This window comes from Labedella phragmitis, from assembly GCF_004078635.1.
GTDB lineage: Bacteria > Actinomycetota > Actinomycetes > Actinomycetales > Microbacteriaceae > Labedella > Labedella phragmitis.
In genome coordinates this window covers 57610-72520 of the sequence record NZ_RZNB01000004.1, presented here as the reverse complement: position 1 = coordinate 72520, position 14911 = coordinate 57610, and the positions used below count along the sequence as shown (strand labels likewise).

16 protein-coding genes and 1 tRNA gene are annotated in these 14911 nt (G+C 68.6%); 10 read left to right on the top strand and 7 right to left on the bottom strand.

What is annotated here, in order from left to right:
• Window positions 1-53 precede the first annotated feature (53 nt).
• The gene (locus tag ELQ90_RS10810) at window positions 54-1154 is read right to left on the bottom strand and encodes an ABC transporter ATP-binding protein (protein ID WP_128495299.1); all 1101 of its coding nucleotides are present in this window, start codon (window positions 1152-1154) and stop codon (window positions 54-56) included.
• A 316-nt stretch (window positions 1155-1470) separates the two neighbouring features.
• Here ELQ90_RS10810 and ELQ90_RS10805 point away from each other — a divergent pair, with 316 nt between their 5' ends.
• The 4 genes from ELQ90_RS10805 to ELQ90_RS10790 all read left to right on the top strand — a co-directional run bounded on the left by ELQ90_RS10805 (window position 1471) and on the right by ELQ90_RS10790 (window position 3964).
• Window positions 1471-2391 carry a DsbA family protein gene (locus ELQ90_RS10805; RefSeq protein ID WP_128495298.1) on the top strand — a complete coding sequence of 307 codons (921 nt, stop codon included), beginning with the start codon at window positions 1471-1473 and terminating at the stop codon, window positions 2389-2391.
• 50 nt (window positions 2392-2441) lie between these two features.
• A tRNA-Thr gene (locus ELQ90_RS10800) sits at window positions 2442-2517 on the top strand.
• A 39-nt stretch (window positions 2518-2556) separates the two neighbouring features.
• Window positions 2557-2967 (top strand): arsenate reductase ArsC, encoded by a 411-nt coding sequence (locus ELQ90_RS10795; protein WP_128495297.1) that lies wholly within the window; start codon window positions 2557-2559, stop codon window positions 2965-2967.
• Between the two features lie 58 nt (window positions 2968-3025).
• Window positions 3026-3964, top strand: a complete 939-nt coding sequence (locus tag ELQ90_RS10790; RefSeq protein ID WP_128495296.1) for a DMT family transporter — start codon at window positions 3026-3028, stop codon at window positions 3962-3964.
• Between the two features lie 27 nt (window positions 3965-3991).
• Here the strand turns inward: ELQ90_RS10790 and ELQ90_RS10785 are convergent, their stop codons facing one another.
• Both ELQ90_RS10785 and msrB read right to left on the bottom strand, forming a co-directional pair.
• Window positions 3992-4573 carry a nitroreductase family protein gene (locus tag ELQ90_RS10785; protein WP_243696136.1) on the bottom strand — a complete coding sequence of 194 codons (582 nt, stop codon included), beginning with the start codon at window positions 4571-4573 and terminating at the stop codon, window positions 3992-3994.
• Window positions 4570-4974, bottom strand: a complete 405-nt coding sequence (msrB, locus tag ELQ90_RS10780) for a peptide-methionine (R)-S-oxide reductase MsrB (RefSeq protein ID WP_128495295.1) — start codon at window positions 4972-4974, stop codon at window positions 4570-4572. Before msrB ends, ELQ90_RS10785 begins: the two co-directional genes overlap by 4 nt.
• A 153-nt stretch (window positions 4975-5127) precedes the next feature.
• Between msrB and ELQ90_RS10775 the strand changes: the two genes are divergently transcribed.
• The 4 genes from ELQ90_RS10775 (at window position 5128) to groL (ending at window position 8369) form a co-directional block, all read left to right on the top strand.
• The gene (locus tag ELQ90_RS10775; RefSeq protein ID WP_128495294.1) at window positions 5128-5430 is read left to right on the top strand and encodes a DUF3263 domain-containing protein; all 303 of its coding nucleotides are present in this window, start codon (window positions 5128-5130) and stop codon (window positions 5428-5430) included.
• A gap of 40 nt (window positions 5431-5470) precedes the next feature.
• The gene (locus ELQ90_RS10770; RefSeq protein ID WP_128495293.1) at window positions 5471-6064 is read left to right on the top strand and encodes a LytR C-terminal domain-containing protein; all 594 of its coding nucleotides are present in this window, start codon (window positions 5471-5473) and stop codon (window positions 6062-6064) included.
• 284 nt (window positions 6065-6348) lie between these two features.
• Entirely contained in the window at window positions 6349-6552 is a 204-nt protein-coding gene (locus ELQ90_RS10765; protein WP_128495292.1) for a cold-shock protein, read from the top strand.
• 197 nt (window positions 6553-6749) lie between these two features.
• Window positions 6750-8369 (top strand): chaperonin GroEL, encoded by a 1620-nt coding sequence (groL, locus tag ELQ90_RS10760; RefSeq protein WP_128495291.1) that lies wholly within the window; start codon window positions 6750-6752, stop codon window positions 8367-8369.
• A gap of 85 nt (window positions 8370-8454) precedes the next feature.
• On the opposite strand, the gene ELQ90_RS10755 is transcribed toward groL, so the two are convergent.
• The 3 genes from ELQ90_RS10755 to ELQ90_RS10745 all read right to left on the bottom strand — a co-directional run bounded on the left by ELQ90_RS10755 (window position 8455) and on the right by ELQ90_RS10745 (window position 11466).
• A complete protein-coding gene (locus ELQ90_RS10755) occupies window positions 8455-8742 on the bottom strand; it encodes a WXG100 family type VII secretion target (protein WP_128495290.1) in 288 nt (95 codons plus the stop codon).
• A gap of 196 nt (window positions 8743-8938) precedes the next feature.
• A complete protein-coding gene (locus ELQ90_RS10750; RefSeq protein WP_128495289.1) occupies window positions 8939-10756 on the bottom strand; it encodes a sensor histidine kinase in 1818 nt (605 codons plus the stop codon).
• A gap of 14 nt (window positions 10757-10770) precedes the next feature.
• Complete coding sequence (locus ELQ90_RS10745; RefSeq protein WP_128495288.1) at window positions 10771-11466, bottom strand: response regulator transcription factor; 696 nt, start codon at window positions 11464-11466, stop codon at window positions 10771-10773.
• A gap of 89 nt (window positions 11467-11555) precedes the next feature.
• Between ELQ90_RS10745 and folP the strand changes: the two genes are divergently transcribed.
• Both folP and ELQ90_RS10735 read left to right on the top strand, forming a co-directional pair.
• A complete protein-coding gene (folP, locus tag ELQ90_RS10740) occupies window positions 11556-12485 on the top strand; it encodes a dihydropteroate synthase (protein WP_128495287.1) in 930 nt (309 codons plus the stop codon).
• Window positions 12478-13248 carry a pyrimidine reductase family protein gene (locus ELQ90_RS10735; RefSeq protein WP_128495286.1) on the top strand — a complete coding sequence of 257 codons (771 nt, stop codon included), beginning with the start codon at window positions 12478-12480 and terminating at the stop codon, window positions 13246-13248. The genes folP and ELQ90_RS10735 overlap by 8 nt, the downstream gene beginning before the upstream one ends.
• A 21-nt stretch (window positions 13249-13269) precedes the next feature.
• Here ELQ90_RS10735 and ELQ90_RS10730 read toward each other — a convergent pair whose 3' ends face one another.
• On the bottom strand, window positions 13270-14910 hold the full coding sequence (locus ELQ90_RS10730) for a DNA repair helicase XPB (RefSeq protein WP_128495285.1): 1641 nt from the start codon (window positions 14908-14910) through the stop codon (window positions 13270-13272).
• Window position 14911 lies beyond the last annotated feature (1 nt).

The following is a 14911-nucleotide window of genomic DNA, read 5'->3' as shown; positions in this document are numbered from 1 at the left end:
CCGGTCGGCGGGCCTGAGCCGCGCCGACCGGCGTCGTTCCGTAAGGCCGAGCGTCAGGCGCTGACGATGGCCTTGTTGAGGCGCTCGCCCGACTCCACGTCGAACGCGTGGATGTGGTTCGGTGCCGGCACGAGGTGGACCGTGTCGCCGATCGACGGGTGCAGGCGGCCGTCGACGCGGGCGACGACGTCGGTGCGCTTGCCGTCGACCTCCGAGTGGCCGTAGAGGTAGCCGTCGGCGCCGAGCTCCTCGACGAGGTCGACGACGACCTCGAGGCCCGCTCCGGGGTCGGTCGAGACGACGATGTCCTCGGGACGAACGCCGACCGTTACCTGCTTGCCGGTCGTGGAGCTGAGGATGTCGCGGTCGACGGGAACGACGCTCGCACCGAACTTGACGCCACCCTCGGCGAGGTCGGCCGTGAACAGGTTCATGGCGGGGGAGCCGATGAAGCCGGCGACGAAGACGTTCTGCGGGGCCTCGTAGAGGTCGCGGGGCGTTCCGACCTGCTGGAGGAGGCCGTCCTTGAGGACCGCGATGCGGTCGCCCATGGTGAGGGCCTCGGTCTGGTCGTGCGTGACGTAGACGGTCGTGACGCCGAGGCGGCGCTGGAGCGACGCGATCTGCGTACGGGTCTGGACACGGAGCTTGGCGTCGAGGTTCGACAGCGGCTCGTCCATGAGGAACACCTGCGGCTGACGGACGATGGCGCGGCCCATGGCGACGCGCTGACGCTGACCACCGGAGAGCGCCTTCGGCTTACGCGTGAGGTACTGCTCGAGGTCGAGGAGCTTGGCGGCCTCGAGGACACGCGTCGCGCGCTCCTCCTTGCCGACACCCGCGATCTTGAGCGCGAAGCCCATGTTCTCGGCGACGGTCATGTGCGGGTAGAGCGCGTAGTTCTGGAACACCATCGCGATGTCGCGGTCCTTCGGCGGGACGTCCGTGACGTCGCGGTCGCCGATGAGGATGCGGCCGTCGTTGACCTCTTCGAGGCCGGCGAGCATACGCAGCGAGGTCGACTTTCCGCAGCCGGACGGGCCGACGAGGACGAGGAATTCGCCGTCCGCGATGTCGAGGTTGAGCTTGTCGACCGCGGGGCGGGTGCCACCGGGGTAGAGCCGCGTGGCGTTGTCGAACGTGACTGATGACATGTTCTGTCTTCTCCTTCACCGGCAGGTACGTGCCGGACGATCCGAGTGAATGGAAGCGCGGCCGCCGATGAAGCGGGTGCTTCGACCGGGTACGGCAACGCACGCGTCGTCTTCGTCGCGCTCCCCCAGTATGTCACGCTTCCCCCCGGGGAGGGGACACGCGGGAAGCGGCCGTCACGGCCCGGGCGATGCGGTCGGAGGCGGCGCTCAGGGGGGACGTGGCTCGCGTTCAGGCCGCGGGCCTACTATCGATAGGAGCGCCGGGCCCGATCGGGCATCGGCGCGCATCTCTGTCACGTCGTCAAAGCGAGGATCCATGACCACCGGAGAACCTGCCGCTCCCGACACGCCCGTGAGCAAGAACGACCGCCGCGAGGCCGCCCGAGAGAAGGCGAAGGAGCTCCGCGCCGCCCAGCGGCGCAAGGAGATCCGCAATCGCGTCCTCCTTCAGGGCGGCATCATCGTCGCCGTGCTCGCGGTCGTCGCGATCGTCGCGGTGATCGTCGTCTCGTCGATCCGCCCCGCGACGAAGGGGCCGGCCAACATGGCGAGCGACGGCATCGTCATCGGACAGGGCCTCGTCGCCCAGCGGACCGATGCGCTTCAGGCGGGCGCCGAGCCCGTGCCCACGGCCGAGGACCCGGCGGTGGCACAGATCCGGGTGTACGTCGACTACCTCTGCCCCTTCTGCGGAGACTTCGAACGCGCGAACGCCGACCAGATCGAGTCCCTCCTCGACTCGGGCGCCGCGACCATGGAGATCCATCCGATCGCGATCCTCGCGGGACGCTCAGCCGGTACCCAGTACTCGCTGCGCGCGGCCAACGCGGCGGCGTGCGTCGCCGACTCGGCCCCTGACAGCTTCTGGGCCTTCAACTCCGCGCTCTTCGCGGATCAGCCCGCCGAAGGGACGCCGGGACTCACCGACGACGAACTCGTCGCCCTCGCCGAGACCGCCGGCGCCTCGGACGTCGAGGACTGCATCGAGGATCAGGACTTCGCCGGCTGGGTCGAGTCCGCGACGACGCGGGCGACGACCGGGCCGCTGGCCGATGCGAACATCTCGAAGGTCGAGGCGACTCCGACGATCCTCGTGAACGGGCGGCAGTACACCGGATCGCTCGAGGACACGGAGGAGTTCCGGGCGTTCGTCCTCCAGGCGTCGAGCGAGAGCTACTCGACGGCGACGCCGACCCCGACTCCGACTCCCGGCCCGACGGAGCAGCCGGAGGGTTGATCGGTCCGTTCGTCCGGCCGCTCACGAGTGGCTAGGATGGGTGGTCGTCGGCCGACTTGGCGCAATTGGTAGCGCAACGCTCTTGTAAAGCGTAGGTTGCGGGTTCGAGTCCCGCAGTCGGCTCCATGTCCGACATCGGACCCCCTGGGAATGAGGATCACCGCGATGCCCGAGAAGCCTGTGGTTCTGTTCGTCTGCATCCACAACGCCGGCCGCTCCCAGATGGCCGCCGGCTACATGCGAGAGCTGTCCGGCGGAGCCGTCGAGGTGCGCTCCGGGGGATCGGAGCCCGGCGACAGCATCAACCCGATCGCCGTCGCGGCGATGGCCGAGGAGGGCATCGACATCTCCCAGGCCGTCCCGCAACTCATGACGACGGAGCAGGTGCGGGAGTCCGACGCCGTCATCACGATGGGCTGCGGCGACGTCTGCCCGATCTTCCCCGGCAAGCGCTACGAGGACTGGGAGCTCGACGATCCGAAGGGCAAGTCGCTCGACGAGGTCCGCGTGATCCGCGACGACATCAAGTCACGAGTGGAGCGACTGCTCGGAGAGCTGCGCGCGGCCGCCGTCTGAGGTCGAGGAGCGACGCGGGGCACGAACGCCTCTCGAGGAAAGGACGGGCCGCCGACGCATGGCCGAAGCAGAGAAGCGGGCGTTCCCGCAGTGGCTGGGGCTCGTCCTCGCCGTCATCACCGGAACGTTCGTGGCCGTCCAGGCGCGCATCAACGGATCCCTCGGCACGGCGCTCGACGACGGGTTCGCCGCCGCAGCCGTGTCGTTCGGGTCGGGCCTCGTGATCCTCTCGGTCGTCATGGCGTTCTCGCCGACGGGTCGGCGGGGCCTCGGGCGCGTCGTCGACGCCCTCCGGAACAGGACGGTGCCCTGGTGGACAGTCGCCGGGGGAGCGGCGGGGGCCTTCCTCGTCCTGTCCCAGGGGCTCGCGGCGGCGGCGCTCGGCGTCGCCCTGTTCACCGTCGCCATCGTCGCGGGACAGACTCTGTCATCGCTTCTGCTCGACCGGATCGGGTTCGGACCACACGGCGTCGTCCCCTTCGAGCCGGCGCGCGTCATCGGATCGGTGCTCGCCCTCGTGGCCGTCGGCTGGGCCGTGTCGACCGAGTTCGGCGGCGACAAGCCGCTGCTCCTCCTGATCATGCCGCTCCTCGGCGGCATCGGCATCGGATGGCAGCAAGCGGTCAACGGTCGCGTGCGTCAGCTGTCCTCGAGCGCGCTCACCGCGACGTTCATCAACTTCACGGTCGGGACGGTCGTGCTCGTCGTCGCGATGCTCGTGCACTTCGCCGCCGCCGGCCTCCCCGAGGCGCTCCCCACCGACCCGATCCTGTACATCGGCGGCGCGATCGGCTGCGTCTTCATCGGTGTCTCGGCGTTCCTCGTCGCGCACACGGGGCTGCTCGTCCTCGGTCTCGGGACGGTGGCCGGTCAGCTCGTCGGCGCCGTCGTTCTCGACCTCGTCGTGCCCGGAGCCGGGGGAGTGCACTGGACCACCGTGGCCGGGGCGGCGCTCGCCCTCGTCGCCGTGGCGATCGCGAGCGTCCGTCGGCGCTGATGCGACTCGCGCGTTCGGCGACGAGCGTCAGAGGACGGTGATGAACCGTTCCGGCTCGACCGGACGTCGCGGGCCGGAGCGCTTCCGCTCCGGGACGCCGCCGACGTAGAGCCAGCCGAGCAGTTCCTCGTTCTTCGCGAGGCGGTGCGCCTTCCGCATCGGTTTGCTTCGCGTGTACCACCCGGTGCGCCAGAACACGCCCCAACCGGCGGCGTCGAGCAGCAGACTCAGTGTGTGGGCGACCCCCGACGCCACGGCCTCCTGCTCCCAGCGCGGCACCTTGTGCGACTTCTGCTCCGTCACGACGACAGCGATCAGGAGCGGCGCTCGCAGGGGTTTGTCCGACGGCTTGCGGTCCTTCGACGCCTTGGCGATCGCCTTGGCGAGCCGAAGCCGCGCGTCGCCTCTCATCTCGATGAGGCGCCATGGGCGGAGAGAGCTGTGGTCGGCGACGCGGCCGGCGGCGGCCACCATGCGCGCGAGCTCCTCGTGCGTCGGTGCGTCGTCAGTGACGCTCGACCACGACCGGCGCGACGCGACGGCCTCGAGCACCGTCTCGAACGTCGCGGGCGTGCGGTTCTCGCGGTCGCTTTCCGACGAGCCGCTCACTCGGCGGCGGGCGTGAAGCCGAGCGCGAGCGAGTTCATGCAGTACCGGTCACCCGTCGGGGTGCCGAAGCCGTCGTCGAAGACGTGCCCGAGGTGGGAGTCGCACGCGGCGCACCGGACCTCGGTGCGCACCATCCCGAGGGAGGTGTCCTCGATGAGGGTGACCGCTTCGGGGTCGACGGACTCGTAGAAGCTCGGCCAGCCGCAGCCCGAGTCGAACTTCGTCCCGCTCTTGAACAGCTCCGCTCCGCACGCCGCGCACGTGTAGAGGCCTGCCCTGCTCTCGTCGAGGAGCTCGCCCGTCCATGCGCGTTCCGTCGCCGACTCGCGGAGCACGGCGTACTGCTCGGGCGTCAGCTCGGCACGCCATTCGGCGTCGCTCTTCTTCACTTCGTTGGCCATCGTCGTCCTTCCCTCGTGTCCTCCTCCATTCAACAGCACGACGGCGGCGTTGGTCCCCGTGCGTCATGGAAGGACACGGACTCGGCGACGAGCCGCCGACGGAAACTTCCCGGACATGTCGCGTGGTTAGGATGTGGCCGAGAGGAGGGCGAGATGGCCGCGAGAGAGACGACCGGCGGGCCGGCGGACGAGCGCGGCGCCGACGCCCTCGACGACCGCGAGCGCGCCATCCTCGACTTCGAGCGGCAGTGGTGGAAGCACGCCGGCGCCAAGGAGGACGCGATCCGTTCCGAGTTCGCGCTGTCATCGGCCCGCTACTATCAAGTTCTCGGTGCGCTCATCGACCGTCGCGAGGCCCTCGTCTACGATCCGATGCTCGTGAAGAGGCTGCAACGCCTCCGTGACGCTCGATCCGCCGCCCGAGCAGCACGCTCAACTCCCCGCTCCTCGAGCTGACCGCTCGCGGAGCGACGATCCGGAAGATGTCGCCAACGCAATGAGCCCCACCCACCCCCAGGACCGCTTCGACGTGACGGGTCCATCGGGCTCCGTGCGGATCGGTGCCCACCGTGCACCCGAACCGCGCGGACGCCGCCTGCGGGGCTTCGCCTGGGCGGCCGCGGCGACGGTCGTCCTCGTGGTGATCGGCATCGTCGGCCTGCAGCTCATCACGAACCGCCTCGACCTCGATGCGGTGTTCCCGCAGCAGGAGGAGTCGCAAGCGGCGTCCGAGGCGCCGTCGACCCCTGCTCCGTCCCCGGCGGTCGTGGACCCCGAGGCCATGGTGACGGTGCTCAACGGGACGTCGACGAGCGGGCTCGCCGCCGAGGCAGTCGAGCAGCTCTCCGCGGCGGGCTGGTCGCAGAACATCGCCGTGAGCAATGCGGACGACGACTCGGTCGAGACGACGACGGTGTACTACCAGGACCCGTCGCAGGAGGGCGCGGCCCGCGGTCTCGCCGAAGGACTCGGAGTGGGCCGCATCACGCTCTCCGACGAGTTCGCGATCCCCGTGGAGGATGGTGAGGAACCGATCCTTCAGCTCGTCGTCGTCCTGGGCGGCGACTACACGCCTCCCGCCGCCGGCTGAGCCCTCTGACACGCTTGCATCGGGCTCCGGCATCGCTCTCGCATGGCCCGAGGGGTCGTTGCCCGCGATGTGTGTTTCCCGCACGTTTCCGGGGTGCTGAGGGTCTGTAACCATTTCAGATTTTCCGTGTACGTGGCGGGGCCCCATGGCTACTATCTGGAAGTGGTCGCACATGCTGCACTCTCCGTTCGACGACGGCGCCGCACGCATGATCGTCGCTCGGCGGCAGACCCGGCATAGGCAACAGTCGAGTGCCGTGAGACACAGCAACATGGGAGTAAGGCATGGCGAACGGAACCGTGAAGTGGTTCAACGCTGAGAAGGGCTACGGATTCATCACCGTGGACGGTGGAGGACAGGACGTCTTCGTCCATTACTCCGCGATCGACATGAGCGGCTACAAGGTCCTCGAAGAAGGCCAGCAGGTCGTCTTCGAGGTGGGGACGGGTGCGAAAGGTCCCCAAGCCGAGTCGGTCCGTCTCGCATAGACACCGAAAGGGGTGAGAGCCCTGCGAACGCCGTCGACCTCAGGGTCGGCGGCGTTCGTCGTTTCCGCTCGCGAGTGCCGCCGTGATCGCCCTTCCGCTGGCTTGCACTCGCTGATCGAGAGTGCCAGAATCGTGTTAGCACTCGTGATATCTGAGTGCTAAAACGTTCACAACGTCCGGGAGGGACGAAAAACCGCATGGCAAAGATCATTGCTTTCGACGAAGAGGCCCGACGCGGCCTCGAGCGTGGACTCAACCAGCTCGCTGACGCAGTCAAGGTCACGCTGGGCCCGCGCGGCCGCAACGTGGTACTCGAGAAGAAGTGGGGCGCCCCCACGATCACGAACGACGGCGTGTCCATCGCCAAGGAGATCGAGCTCGACGACCCGTACGAGAAGATCGGCGCCGAGCTGGTCAAGGAGGTCGCAAAGAAGACGGACGACGTCGCCGGAGACGGAACGACCACGTCGGTCGTCCTCGCCCAGGCGCTCGTCCGCGAGGGGCTGCGCAACGTCGCGGCCGGAGCCGACCCGATCAGCCTGAAGAAGGGCATCGAGAAGGCCGTCGCCGCCGTCAGCTCCGAGCTCCTCGCCTCCGCCAAGGAGATCGAGACGCGTGAGGAGATCGCTGCGACCGCCGCCATCTCCGCTGCGGACTCGCAGATCGGCGAGATCATCGCCGACGCGATCGACAAGGTCGGCAAGGAAGGCGTCGTCACGGTCGAGGAGTCGAACACGTTCGGCACCGAGCTCGAGCTCACCGAGGGCATGCGCTTCGACAAGGGCTACCTGTCCGCCTACTTCGTCACGGACACGGACCGCCAGGAGACGGTGTTCGAGGACCCCTACATCCTCATCGCCAACTCCAAGATCTCGAACATCAAGGACATCCAGGCGATCGCCGGGCTCGTCATCGACTCGGGCAAGCCGCTCCTCATCATCGCCGAGGATGTCGACGGCGAGGCTCTCGCGACCCTCGTCCTCAACAAGATCCGAGGCATCTTCAAGTCGGTCGCCGTCAAGGCTCCGGGCTTCGGAGACCGCCGCAAGGCTCAGCTCCAGGACATCGCGATCCTCACGGGCGGTCAGGTCATCTCGGAAGAGGTCGGCCTCAAGCTCGAGAACGTCACGCTCGACCTGCTCGGTCGCGCTCGCAAGGTCGTCATCACCAAGGACGAGACGACCATCGTCGAGGGCTCCGGCACCAAGGAACAGATCGACGGCCGTGTCGCTCAGATCCGCAAGGAGATCGAGAACACGGACAGCGACTACGACCGTGAGAAGCTCCAGGAGCGTCTCGCGAAGCTCGCCGGCGGCGTCGCCGTCATCAAGGCCGGCGCGGCGACCGAGGTCGAGCTCAAGGAGCGCAAGCACCGCATCGAGGACGCCGTCCGCAATGCGAAGGCCGCCGTCGAGGAGGGCATCGTCGCCGGTGGTGGCGTCGCGCTCATCCAGGCCGGCAAGACCGCTTTCGAGAAGCTCGAGCTCACGGGCGACGAGGCGACGGGTGCGAACATCGTCCGCGTCGCCATCGAGGCCCCGCTCAAGCAGATCGCGCTCAACGCCGGTCTCGAGCCGGGCGTCGTCGCCGCCAAGGTGCGCGACCTCCCCGCAGGTCAGGGCCTCAACGCCGCGACCGGTGAGTACGTCGACATGCTCGCCACGGGCATCAACGACCCGGTGAAGGTCACGCGTTCCGCGCTGCTCAACGCCGCGTCGATCGCCGGTCTCTTCCTCACCACGGAGGCCGTCGTCGCCGAGAAGCCGGAGAAGAACGCTCCGGCTCCGGCCGACCCCACGGGCGGCATGGACTTCTAGTCCGTACCGGTCGCTGACACCGTTCAGCACCACACAACGGCGGGGCGTCTCCTTCGGGAGGCGCCCCGCCGTCGTCGTCCGCCCGTCAGCGGAAGAGAGCGGCGTTCTGCTGCTCGACGTCCACGTAGCTCTGCACGGATCGGTCCAACGCAGTGTTGATGCTCGTGAGGGACTCCTCCACGCGCTGCTGGGTGGACCGCCACTCTCCGACGACGCCCTGGAACGCCGCCGACGCCGACCCCGTCCACGAGGACTGCAGCTCGGAGAGTTGAGCGTGGAGAGACGCGCATTCGGACCGGACTCGTTCGATCGTGCCGCGCATGCTCGCGGCGACACCGGCCGCCGCCTCGCTGTCGACCTGGAACCTCGTCATGACACCCCTTTCGATGGCACGCAGACGGTCTGCGCGCACGGACCGACGGTACGGTGACGTGGGCGATCCACGACTCGTGGGGTCTCGAGCGGTGGACAGGGCGGCTGCTCGCGGGCCTGGTGACGGTCAGTCGGTTCCCGAAGCCGTCGAGCAGGCGCCCGTGACGATGAGGACGAACCGGCTGGTCGGCCGGATGTCAGGCCGACGGGTCTCGAGGAGCGGCCGTGCCGGCGGGGCGGTCTGTCGCCGACATGTCTCCTGCGACCGCCGTGCCGGCGGGGCGGTCGTCCGGGAGCGCCGGGGTGGCGAGGGGCAACTCGACGCGGAACGTCGCTCCACCGCCCGGCGTCTCGACGACCGTCACCGTGCCGTGGTGCGCGGCCACGATGGACGCGACGATCGAGAGCCCGAGGCCGCTCCCGCCGGTCTCTCGTGTGCGGGAGGAGTCGGCCCGCCAGAAGCGCTGGAAGATCTTGTCGCGGATCTGAAGCGGGATCCCCTCACCGTGATCGATGACGGCGATCGTGGCACGTCCCGCGATCGGGTCCGCCGAGACTCCCACCTCGAGAGGCGAGTCCGGCGGCGTGAACCGGAGCGCGTTCCCCATGAGGTTCGCGACGACCTGCCGGAGCTTGTTCTCCTCGGCGAAGACCACGGCGGGGACATCCGGCGTCGGACCGGTCATGTGCACGATGGGGTTGAGGGTGAGCTGCTGTTCCTCGTCCTCCTGGCCCTTCCGGGGGCGTCGCGATCGCAGTCGCGCGAGGGTGCCGGCGGCGAGGGCCATCGGTCCCGTCGCGGTCGTCGCTCCGCTGCGGGTCTTGGCGATCGTGGGAAGCGGCGGTGCCTGGACCGGGGTGTCCTCGGCGGAACGAACCGGGAAGATGCGCGGAGGAGGGGAATCGATCACGACGCGGACGTCGCGTCCCGGCGAGGCCGCGCGCGCGTCCATGACGGCGTCGCGAGCGATGGGCGTGAGATCGACGCGCTCGAGGCGCAGCGGCTTGGTCTCGTCGAGCCGGGCGAGCTCGAGCAGGTCCTCGACGAGCCCGCCCATCCGGATCGCCTCCTTTTCGATGCGTTCCATCGCCTGTGCGACGTCGTCGGGCTTTTGGAGCGCACCCATGCGGTAGAGCTCTGCATACCCGCGCACCGTGACGAGCGGAGTCCGGAGTTCATGGCTCGCGTCGCCGACGAAACGGCGCATCTGCTCGTTCGCCCTCGCGCGATCTCGGAAGGCGCGGTCGATTCGCGCGAGCATCGTGTTGAGCGATCGGTTGAGGCGGCCGACCTCGGTGTTCGGTGTCGCCCCGGACAGGCGCTGACTGAAATCGCCGTCGGCGATCCGCGCGGCCGTGTGCTCGACCTCCCGCAAGGGCAGGAACGTGTTGGTCACGAGAACGCGCGTGAGGAGGGCGCCGAGCACGATGACGCCGAGGCCCAGGCCGAAGAAGATCGTGAGGTACGTCGCGACGATCGTGTCCGTGCCCCGCATGGACGCGGCGACGTAGACGAGCGCGCACGAATCGCAGCCGGGCGCGTACACGGAGACGAAACGCCCGCGGAACTCCGTGTTGCCGACGGCGCTCGGAGTCGTCACGATCGTGCCGGCATCGGCGCTCGCGAGGGCCTGATCGAACTTGATCCGCTCCCAGATCCGGGGGGCGAGACGATCGTTGTTCGCCCACGAGGTGTCGACGAGGGTGCCGTCCGACGAGTAGAGGGCCATGTAGAGATCGTTCTGCGCCGCCATCGCGAATGCGCTCTCATCGCCGTCGATGTAGGCGCTGACCTTGCTCTCCGTCATCGTGCTCAATTGCGCCTCGACCTGCGTCACGAGCGCGGGCTTGAGGATCGCCATCGTGCCGATCCCGGCGATGAGCAGACCGAAGGTGAGAACGAGGACCGTGACGCCCGTGATCTTCGTGCGTAGCGAGATCCCGTTCCACCACTCACCGGACTTCTCGACGAGAGCCGTCCAGGAGTCGTGCTTCGTTGTGGGGGCCTCGGTCACGCCCGGGCCGCGATTCAGGGCTTCGCCGCTGCGGTCTTCAGCATGTACCCGAAGCCGCGCTTGGTCTGGATGAGCGGCTCGGCCGAGAACTGGTCGAGCTTGCGACGCAGGTAGGAGATGTAGCTCTCGACGATGCCCGCGTCGCCGTTGAAGTCGTACTCCCAGACGTGATCGAGGATCTGCGCCTTGCTCAGCACGCGGTTCGGGTTGAGCATGAGATAACGCAGGAGTTTGAACTCGGTGGGGCTGAGTTCGACGGGCGTGCTGCCGACGAGGACCTCGTGCGTGTCCTGGTCCATCGTGAGTTCACCCGCACGGATGACCGCGTCCTCGTCCGCCTGCATCGTGCGACGGAGGATCGCCTTGATGCGGGCGACGATCTCGTCGAGGCTGAAGGGCTTCGTGACGTAGTCGTCGCCGCCGACTGTGAGGCCCGTGATCTTGTCCTCGGTGTCGTCTTTGGCGGTAAGGAAGAGGATGGGGGCCGTGTAGCCGGCGGAGCGGAGCCGCTTGGTGACGCCGAAACCGTTCATATCGGGCAGCATGACGTCGAGGATGATGAGGTCCGGCTCCTCTTCGAGGACGGCCGAGATGGTCTGGGCGCCGTTGCCCACGGCACGCACGGCGAACCCGGCGAATCGAAGGCTCGTCGTGAGGAGGTCGCGGATGTTGGGTTCGTCGTCGACGATCAGGATGCGGGGGCCGGTCATGAGGCCATTATCTGCACGTTTCCTGGAACGTTCCTGAACGCCCGTCACCCCTGTGTCGCCGGCGACATCCGCCGGGGCAGAATGGCGTCATGCCCCTCGCAGCCCGCTCCCTCTCCTCGCTCGCGGAGGGTGTCCCACGGCGGCGCCCCGCCCGCCGGATCGGGGCCCGGACATTCGACTTCTCGACGAGTGTCGCCGTCATGGCCGTCGTCAATCGGACACCGGACTCCTTCTACGACCGAGGTCGGACGTTCGAGCTCGAGCGCGCCGTCGCGGCGTGCGAGGCAGCCGTCACGGCAGGGGCCGACTGGGTGGACATCGGCGGTGTCCCGTTCGCTCCGGGACCTGCGCTCTCCGCGGCCGACGAGCTCGACAGGGTCCTGCCGGTCGTCACGGCGGTGCGGGATCGCTCCGACGTCGTGATCTCCGTCGACACGTTCCTCCCCGAGGTCGCGAGAGCATGCATCGCGGCGGGAGCCGACGTGATCAACGACACCACCGGGCTCTTCCATCCGGAGATCGTGGACGTCGTCGCGGACAGCGACGCGACCCTCGTGATCACGCACAGCCTCGCTGCGCCGCGCACCGTCTATCCACGACCCGAGTACGGAGACGTCGTGCACGAGGTGGCCGCGTTCCTGGAGGAGCGTGTGGGACACGCGTTGTCCGGCGGCATCCCCGAGGAGCGACTCGTCATCGATCCGGGGCACGACCTGAACAAGAACACGCTCCACAGCCTCGAGCTCACGCGTCGGCTCGGCGAGATCACCGCGATCGGACTCCCGACGCTCGTGGCGGTGTCGAACAAGGACTTCGTGGGGGAGAGCATCGACGCCCCGAAGAGCGAACGGCTCGAGGGATCGATCGCCGCGATGGTGCTGTGCATCGCGCAAGGAGCGCGGATCGTGCGCATGCACAACGTGCCGGAGGCGGTAGCCGCCGTCCGGATGACCGAGACGATCCTCGGCATGCGGGCACCCGCGCTCCTGCGTCACAACATGGGGGACGTCAATGACTGATGCCGTGCTCGACCGGGTCTGGTCGCTGTCCGGCATCACCGGACGGGACTCCGGCGACCTCGACGTGCTGTCGTGGTACGAGGAGCGCGTGCCCGCAGCGGGGCCCTGGCTCCGCGTCAATTTCGTCGCGAGCGTCGACGGAGCGGTAACGGTGGACGGTCTTTCCGCCGGTCTCGGTTCCGAGGCCGATCGCCGTGTGTTCGATCTCCTCCGCGTCTCGTGCGACGTCGTCGTCGTGGCCGCGGGAACCGTGCGCGCGGAGGGTTACGGGCCCCTCGTCGTCGGCGACCACCATGCCGATCTGCGGTCCCGCCTCGGCTTGGCGCCTCAGCCGCGATTCGGGATCGTGTCGCGGTCGCTCGAGCTCGATCCCGACGATCGCATCTTCCGAGACGCTCCCGTGCGACCCCTCATCCTGACGACCCGTTCCGCCGACCGGTCCCGCCGCGACGCTCTCACGCGGGTCGCCGACGTCGTCGAGTGCGGTGACGAGCACGTCGACGGGCTCGAGCTGCGAACGGAGCTCGACGACCGTGGACTGCGACGCATCCACTCGGAGGGAGGGCCGGCGCTGTTCGGGGCGCTCATCCGCAGCGGCGCCGTCGACGAGGTCTGCCTGACCCTCGCGCCGATGCTCGCGGCCGGATCCTCGGGCCGGATCTCCTCTGGCGATGCTCCGGATGTGCCCGTCGAGCTGGCGCTCGCCCACGTCGTGCACTCCGAGGGGACCCTGCTCTTGCGGTACGGGCGCTTCCTGACCTGAATGTCCCGCCCTGGTCGGACGTCAGGCGGCGATAGCGTCGGCGTCGAGGATCGTGTAGCTGTACCCCTGCTCGGCGAGGAAGCGCTGGCGGTTCTGCGCGAAGTCCTGGTCGACGGTGTCGCGAGCCACGAGGGTGTAGAAGCTCGCCGGGATCCCTGACTCCTTCGGACGGAGGAGCCGACCGAGGCGCTGCGCCTCCTCCTGGCGGGAGCCGAACGAGCCGGACACCTGGATCGCGACGGTCGCCTCGGGCAGGTCGACGGAGAAGTTGGCGACCTTCGAGACCACGAGGATCTTCTCCTCGCCGACGCGGAACGCCTGGTACAGCCGCTCTCGCTCGTCGATGGGGGTCGACCCCGTGATGCTCGGCGCCCCCAGGGTCTCGGCGATCTCGTCGATCTGGTCGAGGTACTGCCCGATGACGAGGATGCGCTCGCCGTCGTGGCGATCGATGAGGCGCTTGACGACGTCGAGCTTCGCGGGAGCCGTCGCGGCGAGGCGGTAGCGCTCGTCGTCGGCGGACGCCGCGTACGTCATCCGCTCCGCGGCGGGGAGATCGACCCTCACCTCGTAGCACGTCGCCGGGGAGATGTATCCCTGCGCCTCGATCTCCTTCCAGGGGGCGTCGAACCGCTTCGGGCCGATGAGGCTGAAGACGTCGCCCTCCCGACCGTCCTCGCGGACGAGCGTCGCTGTGAGGCCGAGACGGCGGCGCGCCTGCAGCTCGGCGGTCAGCTTGAAGACCGGGGCCGGCAGGAGGTGGACCTCGTCATAGATGACGAGACCCCAGTCGAGGGCGTCGAGGAGCGCGAGGTGGGCGTACTCGCCCCTCCGCTTCGCGGTGAGGATCTGGTACGTCGCGATCGTGACCGGACGGACCTCCTTCGTCTCGCCGGAGTACTCGCCGATCTCCTCGGGGGTGAGACTCGTGCGGCGGAGCAGCTCGTCCCGCCACTGCCGGGCCGAGACGGTGTTCGTGACGAGGATGAGGGTCGTCGTGGCCGCGGTCGCCATGGCCCCAGCCCCGACGATCGTCTTCCCGGCGCCGCACGGCAGCACGACGACCCCGGAGCCGCCGTCGAAGAAGCTCGAGACCGCTTGCGACTGGTAGTCGCGCATGGACCAGCCCGTCTCGGCGAGGTCGATGGGGTGAGGCGTGCCGGGCGTGTAGCCCGCGAGGTCCTCCGCCGGCCAGCCGAGCTTCACGAGCTCCTGCTTGAGCTGACCGCGAGCCCACGCATCGACGAGGAAGACGTCCGGAGCCGGGTGCCCGATGAGGAGGGGTGCGATGCGCTTGGCGCGCGAGACCTCGGAGAGCACGGCCTCATCCGTCGAGCGCAGCACGAGGGATCCGTCGTCACCGCGTTCGATGACGAGTCGCCCGTAACGCGACACGGTGTCCTCGATGTCGATCACCACGCTCTGGGGCAGTGGGAACTTCGAGAAGCGTTCGAGCGTCGAGATCATGTCGGCGGCCTCGTGGCCTGCGGCGCGCGCGTTCCAGAGGCCCAACCGCGTGATGCGGTAGGTGTGGACGTGTTCGGGGGCCCGTTCGAGCTCGGCGAAGACTGCGAGTTCGTGACGCACGTCGTCTGCTTGGGGGTGGGCGACCTCGAGCAGTACGGTGCGGTCGCTTTGGACGATGAGCGGGCCGTCGGACATG

Excerpts from the sequence above, each read along its gene's own strand:
- ELQ90_RS10810 (WP_128495299.1), bottom strand. The coding sequence starts at position 1,154 with ATGTCATCAGTCACGTTCGACAACGCCACGCGGCTCTACCCCGGTGGC.
- ELQ90_RS10805 (WP_128495298.1), top strand. The coding sequence starts at position 1,471 with ATGACCACCGGAGAACCTGCCGCTCCCGACACGCCCGTGAGCAAGAAC.
- ELQ90_RS10795 (WP_128495297.1), top strand. The coding sequence starts at position 2,557 with ATGCCCGAGAAGCCTGTGGTTCTGTTCGTCTGCATCCACAACGCCGGC.
- ELQ90_RS10790 (WP_128495296.1), top strand. The coding sequence starts at position 3,026 with ATGGCCGAAGCAGAGAAGCGGGCGTTCCCGCAGTGGCTGGGGCTCGTC.
- msrB (WP_128495295.1), bottom strand. The coding sequence starts at position 4,974 with ATGGCCAACGAAGTGAAGAAGAGCGACGCCGAATGGCGTGCCGAGCTG.
- ELQ90_RS10775 (WP_128495294.1), top strand. The coding sequence starts at position 5,128 with ATGGCCGCGAGAGAGACGACCGGCGGGCCGGCGGACGAGCGCGGCGCC.
- ELQ90_RS10770 (WP_128495293.1), top strand. The coding sequence starts at position 5,471 with ATGAGCCCCACCCACCCCCAGGACCGCTTCGACGTGACGGGTCCATCG.
- ELQ90_RS10765 (WP_128495292.1), top strand. The coding sequence starts at position 6,349 with ATGGCGAACGGAACCGTGAAGTGGTTCAACGCTGAGAAGGGCTACGGA.
- groL (WP_128495291.1), top strand. The coding sequence starts at position 6,750 with ATGGCAAAGATCATTGCTTTCGACGAAGAGGCCCGACGCGGCCTCGAG.
- ELQ90_RS10755 (WP_128495290.1), bottom strand. The coding sequence starts at position 8,742 with ATGACGAGGTTCCAGGTCGACAGCGAGGCGGCGGCCGGTGTCGCCGCG.
- ELQ90_RS10745 (WP_128495288.1), bottom strand. The coding sequence starts at position 11,466 with ATGACCGGCCCCCGCATCCTGATCGTCGACGACGAACCCAACATCCGC.
- folP (WP_128495287.1), top strand. The coding sequence starts at position 11,556 with ATGCCCCTCGCAGCCCGCTCCCTCTCCTCGCTCGCGGAGGGTGTCCCA.
- ELQ90_RS10735 (WP_128495286.1), top strand. The coding sequence starts at position 12,478 with ATGACTGATGCCGTGCTCGACCGGGTCTGGTCGCTGTCCGGCATCACC.
- ELQ90_RS10730 (WP_128495285.1), bottom strand. The coding sequence starts at position 14,910 with ATGTCCGACGGCCCGCTCATCGTCCAAAGCGACCGCACCGTACTGCTC.